8 protein-coding genes are annotated in these 23,343 nt (G+C 75.4%); 1 reads left to right on the top strand and 7 read right to left on the bottom strand.

Translation table 11 applies throughout. The annotated features are described in order from the left end of the window. Positions 1 to 246 precede the first annotated feature (246 nt). The gene (gene hflX, locus KWI83_RS22785; RefSeq protein WP_218516229.1) at positions 247 to 1,695 is read left to right on the top strand and encodes a GTPase HflX; all 1,449 of its coding nucleotides are present in this window, start codon (positions 247 to 249) and stop codon (positions 1,693 to 1,695) included. Between the two features lie 100 nt (positions 1,696 to 1,795). Here hflX and KWI83_RS22790 read toward each other — a convergent pair whose 3' ends face one another. The 7 genes from KWI83_RS22790 to KWI83_RS22820 all read right to left on the bottom strand — a co-directional run bounded on the left by KWI83_RS22790 (position 1,796) and on the right by KWI83_RS22820 (position 23,342). Further along, positions 1,796 to 3,433: an ABC-F family ATP-binding cassette domain-containing protein gene (locus tag KWI83_RS22790; protein WP_218516230.1), complete on the bottom strand. Its 1,638-nt coding sequence runs from the start codon at positions 3,431 to 3,433 to the stop codon at positions 1,796 to 1,798. Between the two features lie 77 nt (positions 3,434 to 3,510). After that, positions 3,511 to 4,923: an MFS transporter gene (locus tag KWI83_RS22795; RefSeq protein ID WP_218516231.1), complete on the bottom strand. Its 1,413-nt coding sequence runs from the start codon at positions 4,921 to 4,923 to the stop codon at positions 3,511 to 3,513. A 364-nt stretch (positions 4,924 to 5,287) separates the two neighbouring features. After that, positions 5,288 to 7,840, bottom strand: coding sequence for an amino acid adenylation domain-containing protein (locus KWI83_RS22800; RefSeq protein WP_218516232.1), 2,553 nt, complete (start codon positions 7,838 to 7,840; stop codon positions 5,288 to 5,290). Positions 7,841 to 7,925: 85 nt separating this feature from the next. Then, on the bottom strand, positions 7,926 to 8,705 hold the full coding sequence (locus tag KWI83_RS22805) for a thioesterase domain-containing protein (RefSeq protein WP_308122139.1): 780 nt from the start codon (positions 8,703 to 8,705) through the stop codon (positions 7,926 to 7,928). After that, positions 8,702 to 9,640: an ACP S-malonyltransferase gene (gene fabD, locus KWI83_RS22810; protein ID WP_218516233.1), complete on the bottom strand. Its 939-nt coding sequence runs from the start codon at positions 9,638 to 9,640 to the stop codon at positions 8,702 to 8,704. Before fabD ends, KWI83_RS22805 begins: the two co-directional genes overlap by 4 nt. Continuing rightward, the gene (locus KWI83_RS22815; protein ID WP_218516234.1) at positions 9,637 to 15,459 is read right to left on the bottom strand and encodes a condensation domain-containing protein; all 5,823 of its coding nucleotides are present in this window, start codon (positions 15,457 to 15,459) and stop codon (positions 9,637 to 9,639) included. The genes fabD and KWI83_RS22815 overlap by 4 nt, the downstream gene beginning before the upstream one ends. Continuing rightward, complete coding sequence (locus KWI83_RS22820; protein WP_218516235.1) at positions 15,456 to 23,342, bottom strand: non-ribosomal peptide synthetase; 7,887 nt, start codon at positions 23,340 to 23,342, stop codon at positions 15,456 to 15,458. Before KWI83_RS22820 ends, KWI83_RS22815 begins: the two co-directional genes overlap by 4 nt. Position 23,343: the final 1 nt, after the last annotated feature.

A 23,343-nucleotide genomic window follows, 5' to 3' on the forward strand; every position in this document is an offset into this window, starting at 1 on the left:
CTGATTCTGTGACGCGGCGCGTCGAGAGCGCCGCCCCGTAGCGGCCCCGTCCGCCGAGCCCGCCGTAAGGCCTCGGGCTCTCCCGCGGTGCCGCTCACTGGTGTGCCCTGATGCCTGGTTCCGGTGCCGCTGAGCTGCGGCCTTTCGCTTCCTTTTGTCACCGCCTGTCGGCTGTCCTGTCGAGTCCGGACCAGCGTACTTCTGTACGACCCAGTTCAGAACCGCCCGTGAAACGGAAGGACTTCTATGACACGCCCCGAGAACTCCGCCTCCCGCCATCAGCGCGCCGATGCGCTCATGGACGACCGGCTCGCCGTGCCCGGCGCTGACGACTTCGACGGCGAGCAGTTCGAACGGGAGGAGCGGGCCGCACTGCGCCGTGTCGCCGGCCTGTCCACCGAACTCAGCGACGTCACCTCGGTCGAGTACCGGCAACTCCGCCTGGAACGGGTCGTCCTGGTCGGTATCTGGACCTCGGGCACGGTGGACGAGGCCGAGCGCTCCCTCGCCGAACTCGCCGCCCTGGCCGAGACGGCCGGCGCCCTGGTGCTGGACGGGGTCATCCAACGACGCCAGAAGCCCGACCCGGCCACGTACATCGGGTCCGGCAAGGCCTCGGAACTGCGGGACATCGTGGACGATGCCGGAGCCGACACCGTGATCTGTGACGGTGAGCTCAGCCCTGCCCAGCTGGTGCGGCTGGAGGAGGTCGTCCGCGTCAAGGTCGTCGACCGTACGGCTCTGATCCTGGACATCTTCGCGCAGCACGCGAAGACCCGTGAGGGCAAGGCCCAGGTGGCGCTGGCGCAGATGCAGTACATGCTGCCCAGGCTGCGCGGCTGGGGGCAGTCGCTGTCCCGGCAGATGGGCGGCGGCGGGGGCGGCGGTATGGCCACCCGTGGTCCCGGCGAGACGAAGATCGAGACGGACCGTCGGCAGATCCAGAAGAAGATGTCCCAACTGCGCCGGGACATCGCGTCCTTGAAGACGGGCAGGGACATCAAGCGGGAGGAGCGGCGGCGCAACAACGTGCCGTCCGTGGCCCTCGCCGGCTACACCAACGCCGGCAAGTCTTCGCTGCTGAACCGGCTCACCGGAGCGGGTGTCCTGGTGCAGAACGCCCTGTTCGCCACCCTGGACACCACCGTGCGGCGGGCCGAGACCCCCAGCGGGCGCACGTACACCCTCACCGACACCGTCGGTTTCGTACGCCATCTGCCCCATCACCTCGTCGAGGCGTTCCGCTCCACGATCGAGGAGGTGGCCGACGCGCATCTCGTCCTGCATGTGGTCGACGGGTCACATCCCGACCCGTGGGCGCAACTCGGCTCCGTGCGGGAGGCGCTGCGGGACGTCGGCGCCGCCGCGAGCGCGGAGGTCCTGGTCGTCAACAAGGCCGACGCGGCCGACCCCGACGTACTGGCCCGCCTGCTGGACGACGAACCGGACGCGATCGTCGTCTCCGCGCGGACCGGGCAGGGCGTCGACGAACTGCGCGCCCTCATCGACGAGCGGCTGCCGAGGCCGACCGAGGAGGTCGAGGTCATGCTGCCCTACTCGGCGGGCGGCCTCATCTCCCGCGCCCACCGTGAGGGCGAGGTCCTCTCCGTCGAGCACACGGCGCAGGGCACGCTGCTCAGGGCCCGGGTGGAACCAGCTCTCGCGTCTGAGCTGAAGGCGCATCCGACCGTCTGAACCAGCAAGGGGTGCGCGGTCCACGACCGGACCGCGCACCCGCGGGGCCGCCCCGGCCGTGCCCCCGAGCCCGGGGCCGCCGGAGCGGCGCACATCGGTGTCAGTGACCTGACCGTGCGGTCGCGACGCCGGTTGTCTCGCCGTTCTTCAGGATGAGTTCAGGACCCTCCCAGGAACGGCGCAGCCAGCGGTCGTGGGAGGCCACGACGACGGCACCGGGCGCCGTCTTCAGCGCCTCCTCCAGCTCCTCGGCGAGGCTGAGGGAGAGATGGTTGGTCGGCTCGTCCAGCAGCAGGACGTCCGGCGGCCGGGCGATCAGCAGGGCGAGCGCGACCCGGCGGCGCTGGCCGATGGACAGCTGCCCCACCGGCCTGCCGAGGTCCCGGGCCGGCAGCAGCCCCAGCTGCGACAGCGGCGGGGAGTCCTCCCGTGCGGCCCGCTCGTACAACTGGCTCGCGCTGCGGCGGCCGTCGGCGAAGTCGACGTCCTGCTCCAGGAGGCCGACGCGCACTCCGGGCGCCCGCTCCACCGTCCCGCAGTCCGGTGCGAGGCGGCCGGCGACCACGTTCAGCAGGGTCGACTTGCCCGCCCCGTTGGGGCCCGTGACCAGCAGCCGCTCCACGGGGCCGACATCGAGACGCTCGACGCGCAGCCGCCCGGCCAGCTCCACGGCGCGCAGCGACACCGCGGGCTCGTCCTCCTGAGCCGCCCTCCCGGTGAGCGTGGCGGCGAACCGCAGCGGAGGCGGCGGCTTGCGCACCTGAGCGCGTTCCAGCTCCTCCAGCCGGTGCTGCGCGTTGCGGATCCGCCGCGAGATCTGCCGCTGCACGCGCCCGCCGGCCCGGTCGTAGGCCATCTTGTTGTTGTCCTTCATGGCCCGCGCGTGGTTGACGGCCCGGGCGGTCACGTCCACCGAGGTGCGCAGCTGGGCGAGTTCCTCCTGCTCGGCCTCGTACTGCTGCTCCCAGCGCAGCCGTTCCAGCCGCTTGGCCTCAAGGTAGTACGAGTACGAGCCGCCGTAGTGCGTCACGCCGCCGCGGGAGGGGTCGAGGTCGAGGATGTCGGTGCACACCGCGTCCAGGAACATCCGGTCGTGGGAGGCCAGCACCACCGCGCCGGGCATCTCGTTCAGCCGTTGCTCCAGGAAGCCGACCGCGTCGTCGTCCAGGTGGTTGGTCGGCTCGTCGAGCAGCATGGCCTCCGGCTGACGGATGAGCAGGGCCGCCAGCGCCAGGCGGGAGCGCTGCCCACCGGACAGCGTGCCGAGCGCTCGCGTCGGCTCCACGGAGCCCAGGCCCAGACCGGCGAGCACCAGCTGGGCACGCCGGTCGGCGTCCCACAGGTCGTGATGCTGGGCCCACTCCAGCGTGTCGCCGTAGTCAGCGAGGACGTCCCCGTCGTCCGGACGCTGCTCCAGGAGGGCCGACAGTCTCTCCAGCCGGGCCGCGGCGGCGCGGATGTCGAACAGGGCGTCGTCGACCACGTCCTGCACGGTGGTGTCCGCAGCGAACGGCAGCTCCTGCCGGAGGAATCCGCAGTCCTGGGGCCGTTCGATCGTTCCGGCGTCCGGTTCCTCGACACCCGCGAGCAGCCGCAGCAGCGTCGATTTCCCGACACCGTTCTCTCCGACCAGGCCCACACGCTGACCGGGGGAGACCGACAGCGACAGCCCGTTCAGCACCCGGTGGTCCGCGTAGTACTTGACGAGGTCACCGGCGTGTAAGCGCACAGTTGGCATGGAAAGGGACCTTCTCGTTCCTGATCGGGGGCAGCAAGCGACGGTCGGGGACGGGCGCGCGGCTCCGCCGGCCGGTCTCACGCGGACCGGGGATCGGATTCGGCGGCGCCGGCGGTGCGCGGCTCGTGCCGCACCACCAGGAACGCGGCGACGCAGGACAGTACGGCCAGAACGGTGGCGGTGGTCATGGCGGTTCCGAAGCGCCTGCCCGTCTCGCCGAGGGCGATGCCCACCAGCGCCAGTCCGACGGCGCCGCCGAGCTGCTGGCTGGAGTTGACCAGCGAGGCGATCACACCGGAGGTCCGCTCGTCCGCGCCGTGAGTGGCGGCGGTGGCGGAAGAGGGCAGCCCCGCGCCGATGCCCGTGGCGAACAGCAGGATGCCGGGCAGCAGCCCCACGTAACCGAGGTCGCCGGCCTGGGCCCAGGCGAGCATCAGCGCGCCCGCCGCGGTGCTGACGCAGGCGCCCGTCAGCACCCGGCCCGCGCTGTACCGCACGGTGGCCCTCTCGCCGAGTTTGACGCCGGTCAGCGAGCCGAGCGCGAACGGCACGTAGGCCAGGCCCGCGGTCAGCGGCTCGTACCCCAGGCCGTTCTGCAGGTACAGCGTCAGCACCAGGAAGCCCTGGAACATCGCGGCGCACAGCAGCACCGCCGCCAGCAGCGCCCGGGACCGGACCGGCCCGGCGAACACCCCCTTGGCGACGAGGGGGTCGGCGGAGCGGCGCTGGTCGACGACGAAACCGGCCAGCAACAGCAGCGCCAGCACCGCGGCGATCGCCGTCGCCGCCGGGTTCTCCTCGCCCTCCACCGACAGCAGGGCGTAGACGAGGAGGGACAGGCCGCCGGTGAGCAGTGTGGCGCCGCGCCAGTTCAGCGGCTGGTCGGCGCCGCCCGGATGGACGCCGCGGACCAGCCGGGGCAGCAGGAGCAGGGCCACAGCGGCGATCGGCAGGTTGATGAAGAACACCCAGCGCCAGGAGGCGTAGCCGGTGATGACGCCGGAGAGGATCAGACCGGCCAGGGCTCCCACGATCGCGGTCGCCCCCCACAGCGCGAACGCCCGGGCCCGCGCAGCTGGTTCGGTGAACACCAGGGTCATCAGACCGAGTACGGCGGGGGCGACCAGCGCGGCGCCGAGGCCCTGCAGCGCGCGGGCGCCGATCAGCTGCCAGGGCTCCACGGCCAGACCGCAGGCCAGCGAGGCCAGGGCGAAGATCGAGGTGCCGACGGAGAAGGTCCGCACCAGGCTGTAGCGGTCGCCGAGCCGCCCGCCCAGGATCAGGAAGCCGCCGAAGGTCAGCATGTAGACGTTGATGACCCAGACGATGGACGAGGGGGAGAAGTCCAGTTCCCGCTGGATGGTCGGCAGGGCGATGTTGACGACGTTGTCGTCCATGGTGAGTAAGAGCTGGGTCACACACAGGATGGCCAGGACGGCCTGCGGGTGCGAGGTGCCCGTGTCCTGCGCTGTCGAGGGCGCGCTCTGCATCGGTGGGTGGGGTCCTCTCGGGTACGAAGTCGACGGCGCACCGCGTCAGGCGCGGAGGGTGAACCGCGACAGGGCGGTCACGCTGATCTGCGCGCGGTCGTCCCCCCGAAGGACCCCGGCGCGGAAAGAGGCACCCGTCGCGTGGGGCACGGGGCCACGGACACCGGCGGTGGGGGAACAGGGATGCGGGGGCGCCCACCCCCGCCCGGAGCCCGGACTCCGCTCCGTCCGGCGGCGGCACAGGCCTGGCGCGCGGCTGACGGAACGGGCATGAGTGCGGGCGCTCGCTTCGCTGGGGGTCGACTGCACGGTGGTCGCCGCGATGGCGCGCGCTGGCGCCTGGGCGACGAGCGATGACAGTGTTTCACAGCGCTTCCTGACAGGCCCAGTCGATTTCGGCGGCGGGGGAGGGAATCGGACACGCGGAACGATCGGCCGACCCGTCGGGGTCGTGCGGGTCGGCCGGGGTCCGCGCCAGGCGGGCGTGGTCGATCTTGCCGTTGGCGGTGACGGGCAGGGCATCGGTGAGGGCGATGTGGTGCGGCACCATGTAGGCGGGCAGGGACCGCTCGAGCGCGCCTTTCAGCTCCTCCCGTACGGTGTCCGCGTCGCGCAGCAGCGCCTGCGGGGTCAGGGCCGCGTGCGCCAGCAGCTGCGGCCGGCCGTCGGGTCCCCGGGTGATCGAGGCGACCGCGCGGCGGACGTCCGGGAGCCGGTCGAGGACCGACTCGATCTCGCCCAGCTCGATCCGGTGCCCCCTGATCTTCACCTGCCGGTCCCGGCGCCCCAGGAACTCGATGGTGCCGTCCGTGCGCCACATGCCCAAGTCGCCGGTGCGGTAGACCCGTTCACGCAGGACGGGGTGGACGGGGAACCGGGCGGCCGTCTGCTCGTCGTCGCCGGCGTAGCCGCGGGCCAGGCCCCGGCCGGCGATGTGCAGTTCGCCCGCCCGCCCCACCGGCTGCGGGCGGCCCTCGTCGTCGAGGACGTGGAAGAACTGCTCGCGCAGCGGACGCCCGTAGGGGATGCTGCGCCACTCCGGCGGTACCTCGCCGACCGGGTGGCAGATCGACCAGATCGCCGCCTCGGTGGCGCCGCCCGCCGAGATCACCTCGACGTCCGGCACCAGGGCGCGCAGCCGGTCGGGCAGCGTCACGGGGATCCAGTCGCCCGACAGCAGCACCCGGCGCAGCGGGGCCAGTTGCCGGGCCGCGGACCCGGGGTCGGCCTCGGCCAGGTCCAGCACCATCTGCATCAGGGCGGGAGCGGTGTTCCACAGGGTGACGCGATGCCGCTCGACGAGGTCCATCCAGTGCTGCGGGTCGCGCTCACCGTCCGGGTCCGGCAGGACGAGTGCGCCGCCCGCGCCGAGCACTCCGAAGATGTCGTAGACGGACAGGTCGAAGCCGAGCGCCGACAGACCGAGCACCCGGTCCGACGGCCCCACGCCGAGCCGGTCGGTGATGTCGTCCACCGTGACGCGGGCCGCCGCATGGTCGACGACGACACCCTTCGGCTCGCCCGTCGAGCCGGACGTGAAGATGATGTACGCCGGTGAGTCCGGCGCCGTCCGCGGTGCGGGCTCGCCGGATCCGGGGCCATGCCCGGCGTCGCCGAAGAGGGGACCCGCGGCGGCGGTGTCCCCGGTGTCCACCGGGACGCGGGTCACGCCGGCCGGCAGCTCGGCCCGCGCCTCGGCCCCGGTCGGCGTGTCCGCCGCGACGAGGGCGTGCGCCAGGCCGGAACGGCGGCAGACCGCGGCGATGCGGGAGGCGGGCCAGTCGGGATCCACCGGCACGTACACGGCACCGCACCGGGCCGCCGCGGCGACGGCCACGATCTGGTCGAAGCACTTGGGCAGGGCAACGGCCACCGGGTCGCCCGGCCGCACACCCGCTGCGGCCAGCCGCCCTGCGAGGACCGCGGCGCGCGCGGCCAGTCCGCCGTGGGTGAGGGCACCCGAGGAGCCGAGCAGCGCCGGCGCGCCCGGGGACCGCCGGGCCGCAGCGTGCAAGGGGTCGTCCAGCAGGGGCCCGGCGTCCGGGAAGGGACGGGCGAGGAGCGGCTCCTGGAAGGTGAACGTCGGCGCCCAGCCCAGGTCGACGCGCCGCCAGACGAGGGGATCCTCCGCGAGAACGGCGAGCAGTGTGCCGTACGCCTCGCCGAGACCGGTCAGGAACGCGGCGTCGGCACCGTCCGATTCGCGCAGTTCCCACACGGCGACGAGTGCCGGACCGGAGTGGTCGAGCCGGTGCGCGAGGACCGGGGAGGCGAGGGGCGGAGTGCCGGTCTGCTCTGCGGGGGCCACCGCGAACACCACCCGGGCCGCGCCCGCCGAGGGGTGCAGCGCCTCGGCCGGGGCGTGGGCCACACGGCTCAGCTCACGGGCATAGGCGCCGAGCCCGGACCAGCGCAGCGGGTCGGGAGCCGGCGCCCGCAGGGTCCGCGTCGGCCGCCCGTCCGCCTCGAGCCGCACCTCCAGCCGCCCGGTGCCGCAGGTCCAGCGGGCCACGGTCAGCAGGGCAGCGGCGTACAGCACCGTCTCCCGCGTCAGTCCCCACTCCTCGCCGCACGCCGACAGCCGACCCGCCAGGTCGGCACCGAGCGGCACGAGCCGACGCGGCGGGGACGCGTCCGGGACAGGAGCCGCGCCGGACCGGGCAGGGGCGTCGGCGTCGCGGGCGAGCAGAGCCGCGATCGAGCGGGCCGAACCGCCGTCGAGCAGCCGGCGCAACGACAGCCCGCCCGCGCCGAGCGTGCGCAGGTGGTGCTGCAGCCGCAGCGCGGAGCGGGCCTCCAGGCCGAGGGCGGTCAGCGGCTGGTCGGGGTCGACGCTCCGCCGCGGCACGCCGAGGACGGCGGCGACATGGCCGGCCAGTTGCTCGGCCGTGACCGGGGCCTGCGGGGTGGTGGTCATGCGGGTCTCCTCGGGGGCGGAGCGGGGCGTGGGTGCGGACGGGAGCCGGCCTGGTAATGGGATGGCTGCTGGGCGGGGCTTCCGGTCACCGGCGTGGTTGCCACGCCGTGTCCAGTGCCGCGTGGACGTCCGCGGCGATCCGCGCGGCGGTCTGCGGAAGCTGGGCGGTGAAGTAGAAGTGGTGGCCGGGGAACAGGCGCAGGCCCTGGAAGGCGGAGGTGCGGTCCGCCCAGCCCGCCAGCCGGGCGGGGGTCACCATCGGATCGTGCGTGCCGCCGAAGACGGCGAGCGGAACCGGCGGCAGCCGGTCGGCCGCGTCGAACCGCCAGGTCTCGACGATCCGCAGGTCGGCCCTGAGCACCGGCTCCACCAGCGACCACAGCTCGTCGTCGCGCAGCACCGCCTTCGGCGTGCCGCCCAGCCGGGCGATGACCGCGCGCAGTTCGGCCGAGGGCAGCAGATGGCGCGGCTCCTCACCGGTGCCGCCGTCCGGCGCCGGGGCGCCGCGCGCGGACAGCCCGAGCCAGCGCGGCAGCCGGAGACCGTCGCGGTCGAGCCGGAGCGTCAGGTCGTGGCAGAGCAGACCGCCCATGCTGTGACCGAAGAACGCGAACGGCCGGTCCAGCCACACCAGCAGGTCATCATGGACACGGTCGACCAGCGACCGCGGTTCCACCAGCGGCTCCTCGTGCGTCAGCCGGCCGCGCCCCGGCGCGTCGACGAGACACACCTCCCAGTCCTCCGGGAGTTCCCGGGCAAGCGCCCGGTACGGCACGTGGGAGCCGCCCGCGTGGTGGAAGACGAACAGCCGCAGCCGCGGATCGGCCACCGGGCGGCCCTGGAAGACGGTGCTCGTCGCGCTCACGGCCGCTCACCTCCCGCCGCGGCGGCAACCGGCGCGCCACGGCCGCCGGACGACCGCGCCCACGCCTCGCAGATCCGCCGGACCATTCCGGTCAGCACGGTGCCCCCGCCGACCTCCACGAACCGCGGCGGCGGCCCGTCGCGCCGCTCACCGCCCGGCCCGTGGCTGCGCACCCACTCCACGGACTCCGCCCAGCGCACCGGGTGGTCGACCTGCTCGGCCAGGGTGTCCGCCAGGTCCTCGTACCGGTGCGGCCGGGCCGTCCGGTTGGAGACGACGGGGAACCGCGGCGGGCGGAACGCCGTACGGCGCAGCAGGGCGGAGAGTTCCCGGGCGGCCGGGCTCATGTGCGGGGAGTGGAACGGGCCGCTGACCGGCAGCCGGCGGGCCAGGCGGGCGCCGGCGTCCTGGAGGATCAGCTCCATCATCTCCAGGTCCTCGCGCGGACCGGCCAGCACCAGCTGGTCCGGTGCGTTGAGGTTGGCCAGGTGCACGGAGCCGAACCCGGAGCGGTGCAGCAGGAAGCGCAGCGCGGTCTCGCGCAGCCCGATCACCACGCTCATGCCGCCACCGGTGATCCGGGCCATGCCGGCCGCGCGGGCCGCGACCAGCTCCAGACCCTGCGCGAACCCCAGCACCCCTGCCGCCTCCAGGGCGTTGTACTCGCCCAGGCTGTGGCCGAGCGCCAGGTCCGGCGGGCCGTCCCGCTCCACCTCCGCACGGTAGGACAGCGCGTTGACGACGTACACGGCGGGCTGGGTGTACCGGGTGTCGTCGAGCTGACCGTCCCGCCCCCCAGTCAGGCAGAGCTCGCGCACCGAGTAGCCGAGCACGGCGTCGGCTTCCCCGGTCAGGTCCGGATAGCGGTCGAAGAGGTCCTTGCCCATGCCGGGCCGCTGCACGCCCTGCCCGGCGAACATGTGGACGGTGGTCATGGTGTCTCCGCCTCGGCGTCGGGGTCGGGGGTGCCGCCGCACCGGGCGGCCAGCAGGGCGCCCAGCGCCGCGGCGTGGGCACCGGACAGCAGGCTGATGTGGTTGCCGGGAACCTCCTCCACCGTCACGTCCGGACAGTGGTCCTCCCAGCCCAGGGCGGGGCGCGCGTAATACGTGCCGGAGGCGTCGAAGGAGCTGCCCCGGCCGAAGTCGGTGTCCTCGGCCCGCAGCACCAGCAGTCGCCCGGCGTACGGGCCCGGGCGATAGTCCTCGACCGCGCCCAGTGTCTCCCGCAGCAGCGCGAAGGGATCAGGTCCGCTGTTGCCCATCCAGTCGGCGACCTGCGCGAGTTCGTCCAGGTACTCCCGCGGCGCGGCGACCGGAGCCGCCTTCGGATCCGAGGGCGCGCCACGCTCACGGCCGGCACCCTCCCGGCCGCCGCCGGCGGCGCGGCGCTCACGGTCGTAGGCCGCCACCTGCTCCAGGAAACTGCCGTCGGCCGTGGTGTCGGTGCGCGACCCGGTCGGGGCCGCCGCGTCGAGCAGCACCACCAGGTCCGGGGCGCGTCCCCGGGACCGCAGCAGGCGGGCCAGTTCGTAGGCGATGACCCCGCCCCCGGAGAACCCCGCCAGGACCAGCCGCTCGCCGGCGGCGGCCGGGGGCAGCGCGTCGGCGTACGTCCGCGCCAGCTCCTCCACCGTGCGGTGCGGCGGCGGCCCCGGCAGCGCGATGCGTGGATCCTGCACGCCGACCAGCCGCGCCGACCCCGGGAAACGCGCGGCGAGTTCGCCGTAGCAGGCGACCTGACCACCCGGCGGGGGCAGCAGGTACACCGTCACCGGGTCGGCGTCGCCGTCCGTCTCCCGCAGCGGCACCAGCACGGACCGCGACTCGCCGCCGTCCCCGTCGTCACGGCGCCGTTCCAGCAGCTCCGCCAGTTCCCCGGCGGTGGGGTGCCGCAACAGATCGGCGAGCGTCAGACCGGGCGCGCCGGCCTCCTCCAGCGCCCGCAACAGCCGTACGGACAGCAGTGAGTGGCCGCCCAGGGCGTAGAAGTCGGCGTCCGCCTCGACGCCGGCCACGCCCAGCACCGCACGGAAGGCGTCCCGCACGGCCCGGCACGCCCACGCCGAGTCCGGCCAGGACACCGTACGGCGGCGCGTGGACCCCGTGCGGGGGCCGACCCGGGGCAGTGCGGCGTCGGTGACCCCACCCACCAGATCCGCCACCGTCAGGCCCTGCGGATCCTCGGCGAGGCGGCGCAGGCACGTCTCCCACAGCGCGGCGATCCGGGCGGTGTCCGCGCCCTGGAGCCGCCACGGATCGCGCACGAACTCCGTCACCAGCGCCGACTTCTCACGGTGCGCGAGCGCGGTCACCGCGTACGCGGTACGGGCCCCCACGGCGGTGGGGACGCCGACATCGGCGCCGGACGCCGCCAGCCGCTCCCCGACCTCCCGCAGCGCGGCCGGATAGTTCTCCACCACCAGCAGGCTGTCGAACAGCGGGCGGCTGCCGGGCAGCCCGGCCCACTCGTGCACCTGACCGGTGCTCACCCACTCCTGGTCCTGCAGGCCCAGCGCCGCCTCGCGGGCCCGCTCGACGAGGTCGGCGACGGAATCGTCCGGGCCGACGTCCAGGTCGAGCGGGAGCGTGGTGCTGAGCATGCCCGGCATCCGCCGCACCCCCTCGGGACCGTCGGCCCGGCCGGACAGCGTCACCCCCAGCCGGGTCCGCGCCCGGCCGCCGCCCCCGGCGCAGCGCCACAGCAGCGCGGCCCACAGCGCCTGCAGCACGTTGGACTCCGTCGCCGCGTGCTGCGCCGCCCACACCCGTAACCGGTCCATGGTCTCCGCGTCCACCTCGACGCGGACCGGCTCCGGCTCCCCGCCCGGATCGCGGGACGGTCCCGGCAGACCGGGCAGCACCGCCGCGTCCGCCGCACCGGGCCCGCCGAGCCGACGGGCCCAGAGGGCGCGCGCACCGTCGGTGTCCCGCTCCGCCAGCCACCGCGCGTGGTCGCGCAGGTCGGGGCGCCGCTCGACGACCGACGCCGGGTCGGTGCCGTCCAGGTACGCCTCGTACAACTCCTCCAGCAGCAGCGCGATGCTCCAGCCGTCCAGCAGGGCGTGGTGCAGCGTCAGCAGGATGCGGTGCCCCTCCGGCTCCTCGCGGACCGTGACCCGCAGCAGCGGCGCCTCACCGGGCGCGAAGCCCCGGTCCCGTTCGGCGCGCACCACCTCCTGCCAGGACGGCACCGGGCTGCCCGGCGTGGCGGTGGCCCGGGACCAGCTCAGTGCCGGTTCGACGTCCGGCGCGGCGGACAGCAGGGGAGCGGCCCCGTCCGTCACACGGGCGCGTAAGACGGCGTGGCGGCGGAACAGCACGCGCCAGGCCCGCTCGAAGCGTCCCCGGTCGAAGGCGCCGCGCCACCACCAGTGGAACTGCTCCACGTGCCGCCCCGGGGACGGTGCGGCAAGCGCCTCCACGACCGCGCCGTACTGCTGCGGGGTCAACGGCCAGGCACACGGTGGGGCACCGCCGGGGCCGGATTCGGTGGCGGGGGCGACGGAACCTGTCAGGCCGGCGGCAGGGCCCGTGCCAACGGACGTGTCACGGACGGCGAGTTCGTCGAGGACCGCGCGCAAGTGGCCGGACAGGGCCCGTACGCTGTCAGCGTCCAGGCCGTCGCTCGGTGACGGCGCCCAGGCCACACCGACCCGCAGCCGCCCCTCCCGTACGACGGAGTACACCTCGGCCGCGTACAGCCGCTCGGCCCGCGCGGACCGGTCCTCCGGCGGGGGCGGGGCGGGGGACATCCGGGAGGAGACGACGAGCCGGTCGACCTGACCCAGGTGGTTCACGGAGACCAGCGCGGCGGGCATGGCGGCCAGTTCCTCACGCAGCTCCGGGTCCGGCGACAGATGACGGTACGTCAGGAAGCTTGCGCAGTCCGGCCGTGCGGCCAGCGCGGCGCCGACCTCGCGCAAGTAGGTCTCGGCACCGCCCTCCCGGGGGCCGCTCAGCACCACCGGGTCGACCGACGTCAGCCACCCCACCGTCCTCGACAGATCCGCCGGGCCGGGCCCGTCGGTGCCCCGCATCGGCTCCCCGGCGGGCCGGCCCGTGGTCTCGACGTCGAACGTCACGATGCGGCAGCCCCGCCAGCGGGCCAGCGCCAGCGCCACGGCGCCGGTCAGCACCGCGTGCACCGGCTGTCCCAGGCGCCGGGGCACCTCGGTGAGGAGCCGCGAGGTCGCGTCCCGGTCCAGCGAGAAGCCGTCGTGCCGCCTGTCCGCCTCCGGGCCCGGGGGTACGGACGCGAGCAGCCCGTCGCACTCCTGCCGCGCACGGGACACCGCCCGCCAGTACTCCGCGCCGTCCGCCTCACGGGCGGCGAGGGCGAGCCGGGCGGTCCACTGCCGTTCCGTCGTGTCCTCGGCAGGGAGCCGCGGCAGCTCACCGTTCTCCAGCGCGGTGAGCGCCGCGTCCAGGTCGGCCAGCGCGATGCCCCACGAGACGGCGTCGACCACCAGGTGGTGTGCCGTGATCCGCAGTTCGTCGCCGTCGGGCCCGCCACGCAGCAGCAGCGCCCGGACGGTGCGGCCGACGGTGGGATCCAGGCTCCGCTGGGCCTCCCGCCACAGCCGCTCGGCCTCGTCGGCACCGGCCCCGTCGGCCACCGTGAGCAGATCGCGCACGCCCTGGCCCGTGGGCGGACCGGCCGGCCGTACACGATGCCCCGCCGGTCCACCGGGCTCGATGCGCGCGGTCAGCGCGGGGTGCGCGGTCACGACGACCTGGAGGGCCAGACGCAACAGCAGAGGATCCACGGGCTTGCGCAGACGCACCGCGACGGACTGGTTCCAGTGCGCCCGGTCCTGGCAGACCTTCTCGAAGAACCAGGATTGGACGGGGGAGAGGTCCGGGACCGGGGCGGAGGGCGGCGAGCCGGTGTCGGGCGCCGTTGCCGTGGGGCCCCGTGACGGGGTGTCCGCGGCCGGGGACTCCGTCACCGCGGGGGCCGGCGCCGGGGACCCGGCGAGGGAGCGGGCCAGGTCGGCGGGTGTCGGGTGGCGGTAGATCCGGCGGACGGTCAGGTCGAAGCCGGCCTGGCGCAGCCGCGCGACCAGCTGTACGGCGAGGACCGAATCACCGCCCGCCGCGAAGAAGTTGGCCTCGTCCAGGTCGTCCTCGGGCGCCGCTTCCAGCAACTCCCGCCACGCCTCGCGGGCGGCGGCGAGGGCTCGGTCCTCGGAGACGGCGGGGGCCTCGGACTTCGGTGCCGCGGAGTTCGGTGCCGCGGAGTTCGGTGCCGAGTGAGCCGACGCCGAGGGGGCCGGGGCGGCGGGTGTCGGTGCGGCGGGCGCGTGCCCGGTCCGTTCCGTCGGGTCGGTCACCGCCTCCCGCAGCACCCGCTCGACCGGGGCCTCGGGGCGCGCGGCGAGCGCGGTCGCCACCGACGTCACCTCCGCGGCGAACCGGGCCGCCGAGGCCCTCTCGAACCGTTCCGTGTCGTACTTGAGTTGGCCCCGGATCTCGTCGTCGTGCTCCACGAGCGTGAGGTTCACATGCCCCACACCCGGCTGGTGCACCTCCTCGACGATCTCCGCGCGCACCCCGGGCGCCACCTCGCCCGCCGTGTCGCCCCGCCACCGCTGGAAGGCGAACGGGCAGGTGAACGGGGAGCCGTCCTCGGGGTCGAGGCCGTCCAGCAGCTCCGCGATCCGGGGGAAGGGCAGGTCCGCGTGGTCGAGGCACTGCGCCAGTTCCGTCCGGACGGCGCGGACGTACCCGGCAGCCGTCGGCCCGGACGGCCCGGCCGCGTCGACCGGGAGCGGAGCACGGACCGGGATCATGTTGATCAGGCAGCCGACGGTACGGTCGAAGCGCGGGTCGTGCCGGATCGCCGCTGGCGTGCCCACGGCCAGCCGCCGGGCCGGGTCGTGGCGTCCGAGCACCAGCAGGTAGGCGGCGAGGAGTACAGCGAACACGCTGGTGCGGTGTTCGGCGGCGAAGGCCCGCACGGCCTGCGTGGCGGACGGGTCGAGACGGACCGGCACACGGTCGGAGACGCGGGTGCGCACGGTGGTCCCGGGCCGGTCGAACGGCAGCGTGGGCGCGCCCGTCACCCCGTCGGTCCGCTTCCGCCAGAAGTCGGTCAGCGTCCGCTCCCGCTCCGGGGAACGCGCCGCACGCGCGCGGGCGTACGCGGCGAACGGCGCCCCGGCGGGCGGCAGCCGCGTGCCGTCCGCCCCCGCCCGGTACAGCGCCCACAGGTCCTGAAGCACGATGACCGCGGAGTCGCCGTCGAACACCACGTGGTGGGCGACCAGCAGCAGATGGTGGTGGTCGGCGGCGTGGCGGAAGAGGACCGCACGGAGCACGGCGCGGTCCGGGTCGAGCGGCCGGGCCGCCTCCTCCCGTACCGGTGCGAGCGGGTCGTCCGGTGCCGCGCCCTCGGCACGCGGATCCCGGCGCTCCAGGCGCGGTGCCGGCGTGGCGGGCGCCAGCACCGGTCCGCCCGGCCGGTCCTCGACGCGGGCTGCCAGTACGGGGTGACGGGACATCAGGTCGCCGAAGGCGCTCACGAGCCGGTCGGGTTCGAGCGGGCCGCGCAGCTCGACCGCGAGCGGGATGTCGTACGACCCCGCGTCCGGGTCGAGGCGGTGCAGGAACAGCAGCCCACGCTGCTCCGGTGTGAGCGTCACCGCCGTGTCGCCCGAGGCGCCGTGCAGCAGGGCTCGCAGCCGCGCGCGCTTGGCCTCGACGGTCGTGGCGGGCAGGTCGGTCGTGGGGAGGTGTGCGGGCGCGCTCATGTCTCCTCGACGGGGGTGGGGGCGGCGGTGGGCAGGGGGCGGGATCCGGCGTGGCGCGCCAGTAGTACGTCCAGCTCGGCCTCGTCCAGGGCGTCGATGTCCAGATCGGCCGCGAGGGCGGGCTCGTCGTGCGGGAGGTGCGCGGCGGGCGCGCCCAGTACCTCGGGCTCGTCGCGAGGGCCGGGCCCGCCGGGCGCGTCCGGCGCCCGAGCGCCCGTGGAACGGCCGAACGCGGCCTCGGCGATCGCGCCCAGCAGGGGCTGCTCGTACAGGGCGGTCAATGTCGGCGCCCGTCCGCCCTCGCCGGCGATGGCGCGGGCGATACGGACCAGGCGCAGGCTGTCCACGCCCAGGGAGAGCAGGTCCGTGGAGGCGTCCAGCCGGCCGGCGGGGAGGCCGGTCACGCGGGCCACGACCTCCGCCGTGCGGTGCAGGGCGCCCTCGTGGCCGGTGCCGGGGGAACGGGTGACGGGCGTGCGGTCCGCGGCCGGGGGCGACTGGCCGGGGCGTTGCTCCTCCGGTTCCGTCACGGGGACCGGCGTGGCGCGGCTGGTGTCCCCGGGGCGCCGGCGGACGGGGACCGGCGTCGGGGGCAGTGCCGCGGCCGGGTCCGTCGTGAGGGGCCAGGGGGAGTCGGCGCCGGTCAGCCAGCCGTCCGGCACGTCCGGTGGGGTGTTCCCGGCGGCGCGTACGACCACTGCGCCGTCCTCGGCGGGCACCCGCGCGGCCAGTTCGCGCAGCGCGGGCACGACGCTGTCGGCGGTGGCCACCACCGCCGCCCGGCATGCCCGGGGGCGGCGGCCCCGGCACAGGGCCGTGACGACGGCCGGCAGGGGTGGCCGCGCCTCCTCCACGAAGGCCGCCAGCCGCAGCGCGTACCGGGTCAACTCGGTGGGCGTGTCGGCGCTCAGCGGCAGGGTCACCGGGCCGTCCGGTGCGGGCGCGGCGGTGCGCGGCGGTGGGGCCTCGACGACGAGGCTGACGTAACCGCCCGTGCCGGCGAAGCTGTTGACGAGGACCCACCGGGGCGGGTGCGCGTCCTCCTCCGCGCGCACCAGGCGTACCCGGCCGCCCCCGCCCGCGAGCGTTCCGTCGCCGCCGGTGTCCGGCACGGGCGTCGGCAGGAGCCTGCCGCGCCGGAACTGGGCGAGCACCCGGGCCAGCTGGCCGAACCCGGAGGCGGCCTCCATGTGCCCGAGGACGCCCTTCACCGAGCCCACCGGGAGCGGTCGGGGCCGGTCGCCGAACACCCTGCCCAGTACGTCGAGTTCGAGGGCGTCGTTCAGGGCTGCGCCGGTCGCCGACGTCTCGACGTACCCGATGGCGTCGGCGCTCAGTCCGGCGTCGGCCAGTGCCGCCCGTACCGTCTCCTCCAGGCGTTCCGGACCGGGCATGCCGTAGTCGCGGGTGCGCCCCGCGTGGCGGCACGCACCGCCCCGCACCACCGCGTGCACCGGGTCGCCGTCGGCCAGGGCGCGGGCCAGGGGTTTGAGGAGGACCGCGCCGATGCCCTCGCCCGGGATCCAGCCGTCCGAGCGGTCGGAGAAGGGGCGGGAGTCGGCGGACTCGGCGAGCAGCCCGGCCTGCGCGAGGAACTCCAGGTGTGAGGGGTCCAGGACGAGGTTCGCCCCGGCCGCCACCGCGGCCGTGCACTGCCCGGTACGCAGCGACCGTACGGCGGCCTCGACCGCGGCGAGGCCCGAGGCGCAGCCGGAGTCCATCACCAGGCTGGGGCCGCTGAAGTCGAAGACGTGCGACACCCGGTGGGCCAGTCCCGTACCGGTGGGCACCGCGGCCGTGCCGTCGTTGCCGCGTCCCCTTGCGTGGTCGTGCCACATCGCTCCGGTGAACACGCCCACCGGGCCGGCTGCGGCGAGCCGGTCCGCGCGCACGGCCGCGTTCTCCAAGCAGGCGCGCACCGTCGCCAGCAGCAGCCGCTCCTGCGGGTCGACGGCCGGTGCGGTGTCGTCCGGGATCCCCGACTCGCCGGGCTCGTCGTCCCCCACGTCGTCCAGGTAGGCGCCGACCGACGCGCCGCCCCGGTCGGTGCGCACAGGCCGGTGCGGGGCGCGTGCGGCGGGCGGCGGGCCGATCGCCGTGCGGCCCTCGGTGAGCAGCCGGGCCAGCCCGGCCACACTGTCGGCCGGGTCCGTGCCGGGCAGCCGGGCGGCGAAGCCGACAACGGCCACCGCGTCCGGCGGGACGTCGTCCGCGTCGGGCAGAGCGCCGCCCCACAGGGACACCAGCAGCTCCTGACCGTCGTCGAGGGCGAAGTGGCTCCGCACCGACGCGAAGTCCATGTCGCCGACCGGGCACAGCCCCAGACGCAGCCCGCCCGCGCGTTCCATGGCCGCCTGGGCCATGTGGCCGGCCTCGATCGCGGTGTACCGGGCGGCCAGGACCTTTCCATACGCGGGTGCGATCGCCGCGGGCGTGGACACCAGGAACAGGCCGAAGGCCGCCCCGTCGAACACCAGCCGGTTGTAGCGCACATGGCACTCCGCGTCGATCACGTCGCCCTCGGCCAGCAGCACGAGGGAGCGGGCGACGGGGTCGAGGTAGTACACGCCCGCGGCGGCGCCCGTCACCCGCCCAGGCTTGACGTACACGTACACCTGGACCGGGTACAGGCCGCCGGCCGACGGGTAGGGGCGCCTGCCGCCGCTGTCCGGACCCAGTTCGGTGAAGGCCAGCGCCAGCCGGGACAGCGAGCCAAGGTCCACCGGCCCCTCGGCGAACTCCCGCACGCTGCGCACCGGCCGGGCGGGCGGCGTCCGGTCCGGCGGCAGATCGAGACCCACGCGGCGACGGTCCGGGCCGAAGCGGCGCAGCGAGCGGCGTTCGGCCTTGAAGGCCGCCTTGGCCGCGGCGTCGAAGGCGATGCGGACGTCGGGGGCGCCGGCGGCGTCCGGGGTGCCGCGCCCGTCGGGTGCCGTCCCTGCCGAGCTCACGGCCGGAGGGGCCACTGCCTCGGCCACGCCGCGGGCGGTCGGCCGACTCACCAGCACATCGACCGGGACGTCCGCGCCGTACCGGCGCTGGATGTCCTGGGCCAGCCGGATCATGGTGAACGACGTGGCGCCGAGCGCGAAGAGGTCCTCGTCCGGGTCCACCGATCGCCGCTCCAGCAGCTGGGCGGCGAGCGTGGCGACGTCCTCGGGGCTCGGCCGTGGTCCGGGCTCGGCATCGGCGCGGCCGACCGCGATGGCCGGCATGGCGGCGTCGGCTGCGGCGGCGATGCCTGCCGGTGTCGGGCGCTGCACCAGGGCTTCCAGGGGCACGTCGATGCCGTACCGGCGCTGGATGTCCTGGGCCGGCCGGATCATGGTGAACGACGTGGCGCCGAGCCGGAAGAGGTCCGCGTCCTCGGCGACGTGCTCCATGCCGAGGAGACGGGCGGCGGCCATGGCCACCCGGTCCGGTGGGAGGGAATCGGGCGTCCCCGTGAGGTCCGCGCCGGCTGCCGGTTCCCCGGGGCCGGGCGCCGTGTCCTCCTCGGGGCCGGCGTCGAGCAGGCGGCGCGCGGCGGCGCGGTCGAGCTTGCCGTTGGTGGTCAGCGGGAGGTCCGCGGCGAAGACGAGACGGGACGGGACCAGTGCCGCGGGCAGCACACGGGAGAGTTCCTCGCGGACCGCGGCCGCCGCCGGCCGCCGGTCCGGTGCGCTCCGGCACAGCGCGGCCAGCTCCTGGTCGCCGCCCGGGCCGGTCCGCGGCAGCACCCGGGCGTCGTCCACGCCCGCGACGGCCCGCAGCGCCGTCTCGACCTCCTGCGCCTCCACCCGCAGCCCCCGGATCTTGAACTGGTCGTCCCGGCGGCCGAGGAAACGCAGCAGACCGTGCTCGTCGACCCGGCCCAGATCGCCCGTGCGGTACAGCCGGCCGCCCGCGTCCTCCGGGAACGGGGACGGCACGAAGCGCTCGGCCTCCGCCTCGGGCCGACGGTGGTAGCCGAGCCCCACCGCGGGGCCGCCGACGCAGATCTCGCCGACGGCGCCGGCCGCGACCGGGCGCAGGCCGGCGTCGAGCAGATGGATGGTCGTGTTGTCGATCGGGCCGCCCAGCGGCACGTCCGAGCCGGACCATCCCGGCGGGCAGGCCCAGTGGGTGACGTCGATGGCGGCCTCCGTCGGCCCGTACAGGTTGTGCAGCTCCGTGCCGGGCAGCACGTCCTGGAAGCGGCGCACGGTGTCCGCCGGCAGGGCCTCCCCGCTGGCCAGCACGAGCCGCAGCGACGTCGCCTTCGCCGCGCCCGGCTCGTCGAGGAAGAGCGACAGCATCGACGGCACGAAATGGCTGACGGTGATGCCGGCTTCAGCGAACCAGCGGGCCATGGCGGCCGGGGAACGATGCGCCCCGTGCCGGGCCAGCACCACGCAGGCGCCCGCGAGCAGCGGCCAGAAGAACTCCCACACGGACACGTCGAAGCCGCACGGCGTCTTCTGCGCGACACGGTCCCCCGGCCCGAGCCGGAACCGCTCCTGCGCCCAGTGCAGCCGGTTGCCGACGCCCCGGTGGGCGTTGGGGCAGCCCTTCGGACGGCCGGTGGTCCCCGAGGTATAGATCATGTACGCCGGATCCTCCGGGCCCGCGCCCGCCACCAGCTCCCCGGCGTCCTCCGCGTCGATCCGCGCGCGGTCCGCCGTCACGTCCACCACCCGGACCGGCAGCCCGTCGAAGACCGTACGGAGTACGGAGTCGGTGATCACCAGCCGGGCCTCGCAGTCCTCCGCCAGCAGGCGGGTACGGGAGCGAGGGTTGGCCGGATCGAGCGGGACGTAGGCGGCGCCCGCCCTCACCACCGCCAACAGCGCCACCACGAGGTCCACGGACCGCTCCAGGTGCACGGCCACGCGGTCGGCCACCCCCACGCCGGCCGCCCGCAGGTAGCGGGCGAGCCGGGCGCTGCGGGCGCCCAGCTCCCGGTACGTCAGCTCCTCCGCCCCGGCCCGCAGCGCGACCCGCCCCGCGTGCTCGGCCAGCGCCTGCTCCAGCCGGTCGGCCAGCGTGCGGCCGGGGGCGAAGTCACGGGCCCGGCCGATGAGGGGCTTCTGCGGCGGCGGCTCGCCGGTGTCCTGCGTCGGCTCCCGCTCGCAGAGGTTGCGCAGGGTGCGTGCGTAGTCCGCGAAGAGGGTGTCCAGGAGGCCGTCGGGCAGGGCACCGGCGCGTACGTCCCACTGGCACACCAGGGTGTCGCCGACGAACATCGGCACCTGGTCGACGGCCACCCCGGAGGTCTGCGACTGGCTGTACCGCAGCTCCACGCCCTGCCGGCCGCGTGCGGGCCGCTCGGACGGGAGCCGGGTGAACACCACCGGGAACGGTGACACTCCGCCCGGCTCGCGCCGGGCGCGTTCGCGGGCCGCGATCAGGCCGTCGGCCCGTTCCGCGCGCGCCAGTTGGCCGCGCAGCCGCTCCGCCACCGCGCGGGCCCGGTCGGCGAGGTCCTCCGGCAGGGTGTCGTCCACGACGAGCCAGCTCAGCCGCGTGAAGTCGGCGAGGAGACCGTCGACGCCGGGCGGCCCGGAGGGCCGGTCCCAGGAGACGACGACCACGGTGAACGCCTCGTCGCGGGGGCAGGCGCGGCGCCAGACGTCGCAGTAGACGGTGAGCAGCAGGACGTCCAGCGGCACGCCCCACCGGTCCGCGAGGCGCCGCAGGGCCCGCCAGTGAGGCAGGTCGAGCCGCCGGTGGGCGCCGTGCGCCCCGGCCGCATCCGGCGGGGCGGCGTCGCGGCGGACCGGCGACGGACCGGGGGGCGCGGTCCGCAGCAGGGCGTCCCATTCGGCGCGGGCGGTGCCGGCCGCCGGCCCACGCGACGCGCCGTCCCGGTCGCGCAGGAACGCGGCGAAGGACGCGCGGGGCCCGGACAGCACCGCCGCGGGCGGCTCCCCGGAGTGCAGCCGGAACAACTGCTCGAACAGCAGGGCGACCGAACGGGCGTCGGCCACCAGCGCGTCCAGCAGAACGTGCAGGACCACCGAGCCGTCCGGCAGGGCGGTGGTCGCAAGACGCCACAGCGGACCGTCGTCCAGCGGCATCGGCGTGGCGGCAAGCCGGGCCCGCTGGTCGGCCAGCGCCCGTTCCGCCTCCGGGGGTGTGGCGCCGGACAGGTCGTGGTGCGGGACGCGCGGCAGCGCGGGATCGGCCGGGGCGGGCTCCACCGCCAGCGTTCCGTCCGCCCGCACCCGGCTCCGCAGCGCCGGGTGGTGCCGCACCAGCAGCCGCCACGCCTCCCCGAGCCGGTCCAGGTCGGGCCGCTCCAGGCGGAACTCCTGGTGCACCCGGGTCTCCCCGGCGGCCCCCCGCACGGTGGTGCGCCCGACGAGGTACGCGGTCTGCAAGGGGGTGAGGGGAAGCCCCTCGGCCGCGTCGCCGCCCTCCGTGTCCGTCCTTCCGCCCGTCCTTCCGCCCGTGCCCAGCAGCACCGTCATGTCGCCGAGCGAGGCGATCTCCTCGGGGGACACGCGGGCCAGCGTCTCCAGGGCGCCCGCCATACGCGCGAAGAGGTCGTCGGCGACGCCCGGACCGAGGCGTTCGTCGTCGCAGTCGAAACTCACGTGCAGTTCGTCCCGCACCTCGTGGAGCAGGCACTCCAGCCACACTCCGGGCGTACGGGTGCGGCCTGTCCCGGTCCCGGCGGCCCCGGCCCAACCGGCCTCCTGCGACCCGGATCCGGACCCGTGGTCGGCAGCGAGGGTGCCCAGCATGCTGGTGAAGACGAAGGGCGGCGGCTCCAGTGCCGCCCCCTGCCGCGCCTGCTCCCGCAACGCGCGCACCCCGCTGACCGCGCCGTGCTCCAGGTCCGCCCACAGCTGGTCGCGCACGGCGCCGGCCAGGCGGGCCGGCGGCCCGGCGGGCTCGGGTGCCAGGAACACCGACGTGGACACGAAGGGGCCCACCATCTGGGCGACGTCGGGGTGGAGCGGCAGCCGGTTGTAGGTGGTGACCACGACCGGTACGGGACCGCCGTCGGCCACCTGGCCGCAGTGGCGCGCCGCACCGGTCCGGTGCAGCAGTCCGCCGTACAGCGTCAGCAGCAGCGCGGACGGGGTGACGTGCAGCGCCGAGGCGTGCGCGGTGACGCCGTGCCAGGCATCGGCCGGCAGGCGCAGGGTGAGCCGCCGTCGCGTCGCGGAACACGGCGGACGAGGGGCCGTACGGCCGTCTTCCGGTGCTCCGGCGTCGTCCGCCGGTGCGCGCTCGGGGCGCCGGGGGCCGAGCGCGGACAGCTTGTGCCGCCAGTAGGCCCGGGCCGCCCGGGTCCGGTCCCCGTCCTCACGGGAGCGCAGTGCCCTGACGTAGTCGCCGAAGCCGAACGTAGGCGGACGGGGCTCCCGTCGGCCGCGGTAGAGCGCGTACCAGCGCCGCAGCAGCAGGGACACGCTCGGGCCGTCGACCGTCATCTCGTCCACCGCGAGGTGCACCCGGCTGCGGCCGCCCGGCAGCAACGCCAGCGTCACCGAGAACAGGGGCCAGCGGTGGACGTCGAAGGGGGCGGTACGGCCCTGCTCACGCAGCTTCTCCAGCTCCGCCGCCCGAGTCGGCTCGTCGGCCTCCCGCAGGTCCGTCACCGCGATGCGATAGCGCGGCACCGACCGCCGGATCCCCTGGCGGCCGTCCGGCAGCACCTCGGCGCGAAGCATTCCGGTCTCGGCGACCAGGTCGTTCCAGGCGTCCTCGGCCGCGGACGGGTCGAGGCCGTCCGCCTCGAACTCCAGGTAGATCGCGGCGGCCGACTCCGGTTCCAGGAAGCGCCCCACGTAGTATGCCTCCTGAACGTCCGTCAGGGGGAAGACGTCCTCCCACGCCCCCGGCGCCTCGGCGGCGGGGGAGGGTACCGGCCCGGCGGTGCGGGGCCCGGTGTCGTGTCGGATGGGCTGCACT

The sequence above is a fragment of the Streptomyces sp. TRM70350 genome, from assembly GCF_019219825.1.
Taxonomy (GTDB): domain Bacteria; phylum Actinomycetota; class Actinomycetes; order Streptomycetales; family Streptomycetaceae; genus Streptomyces.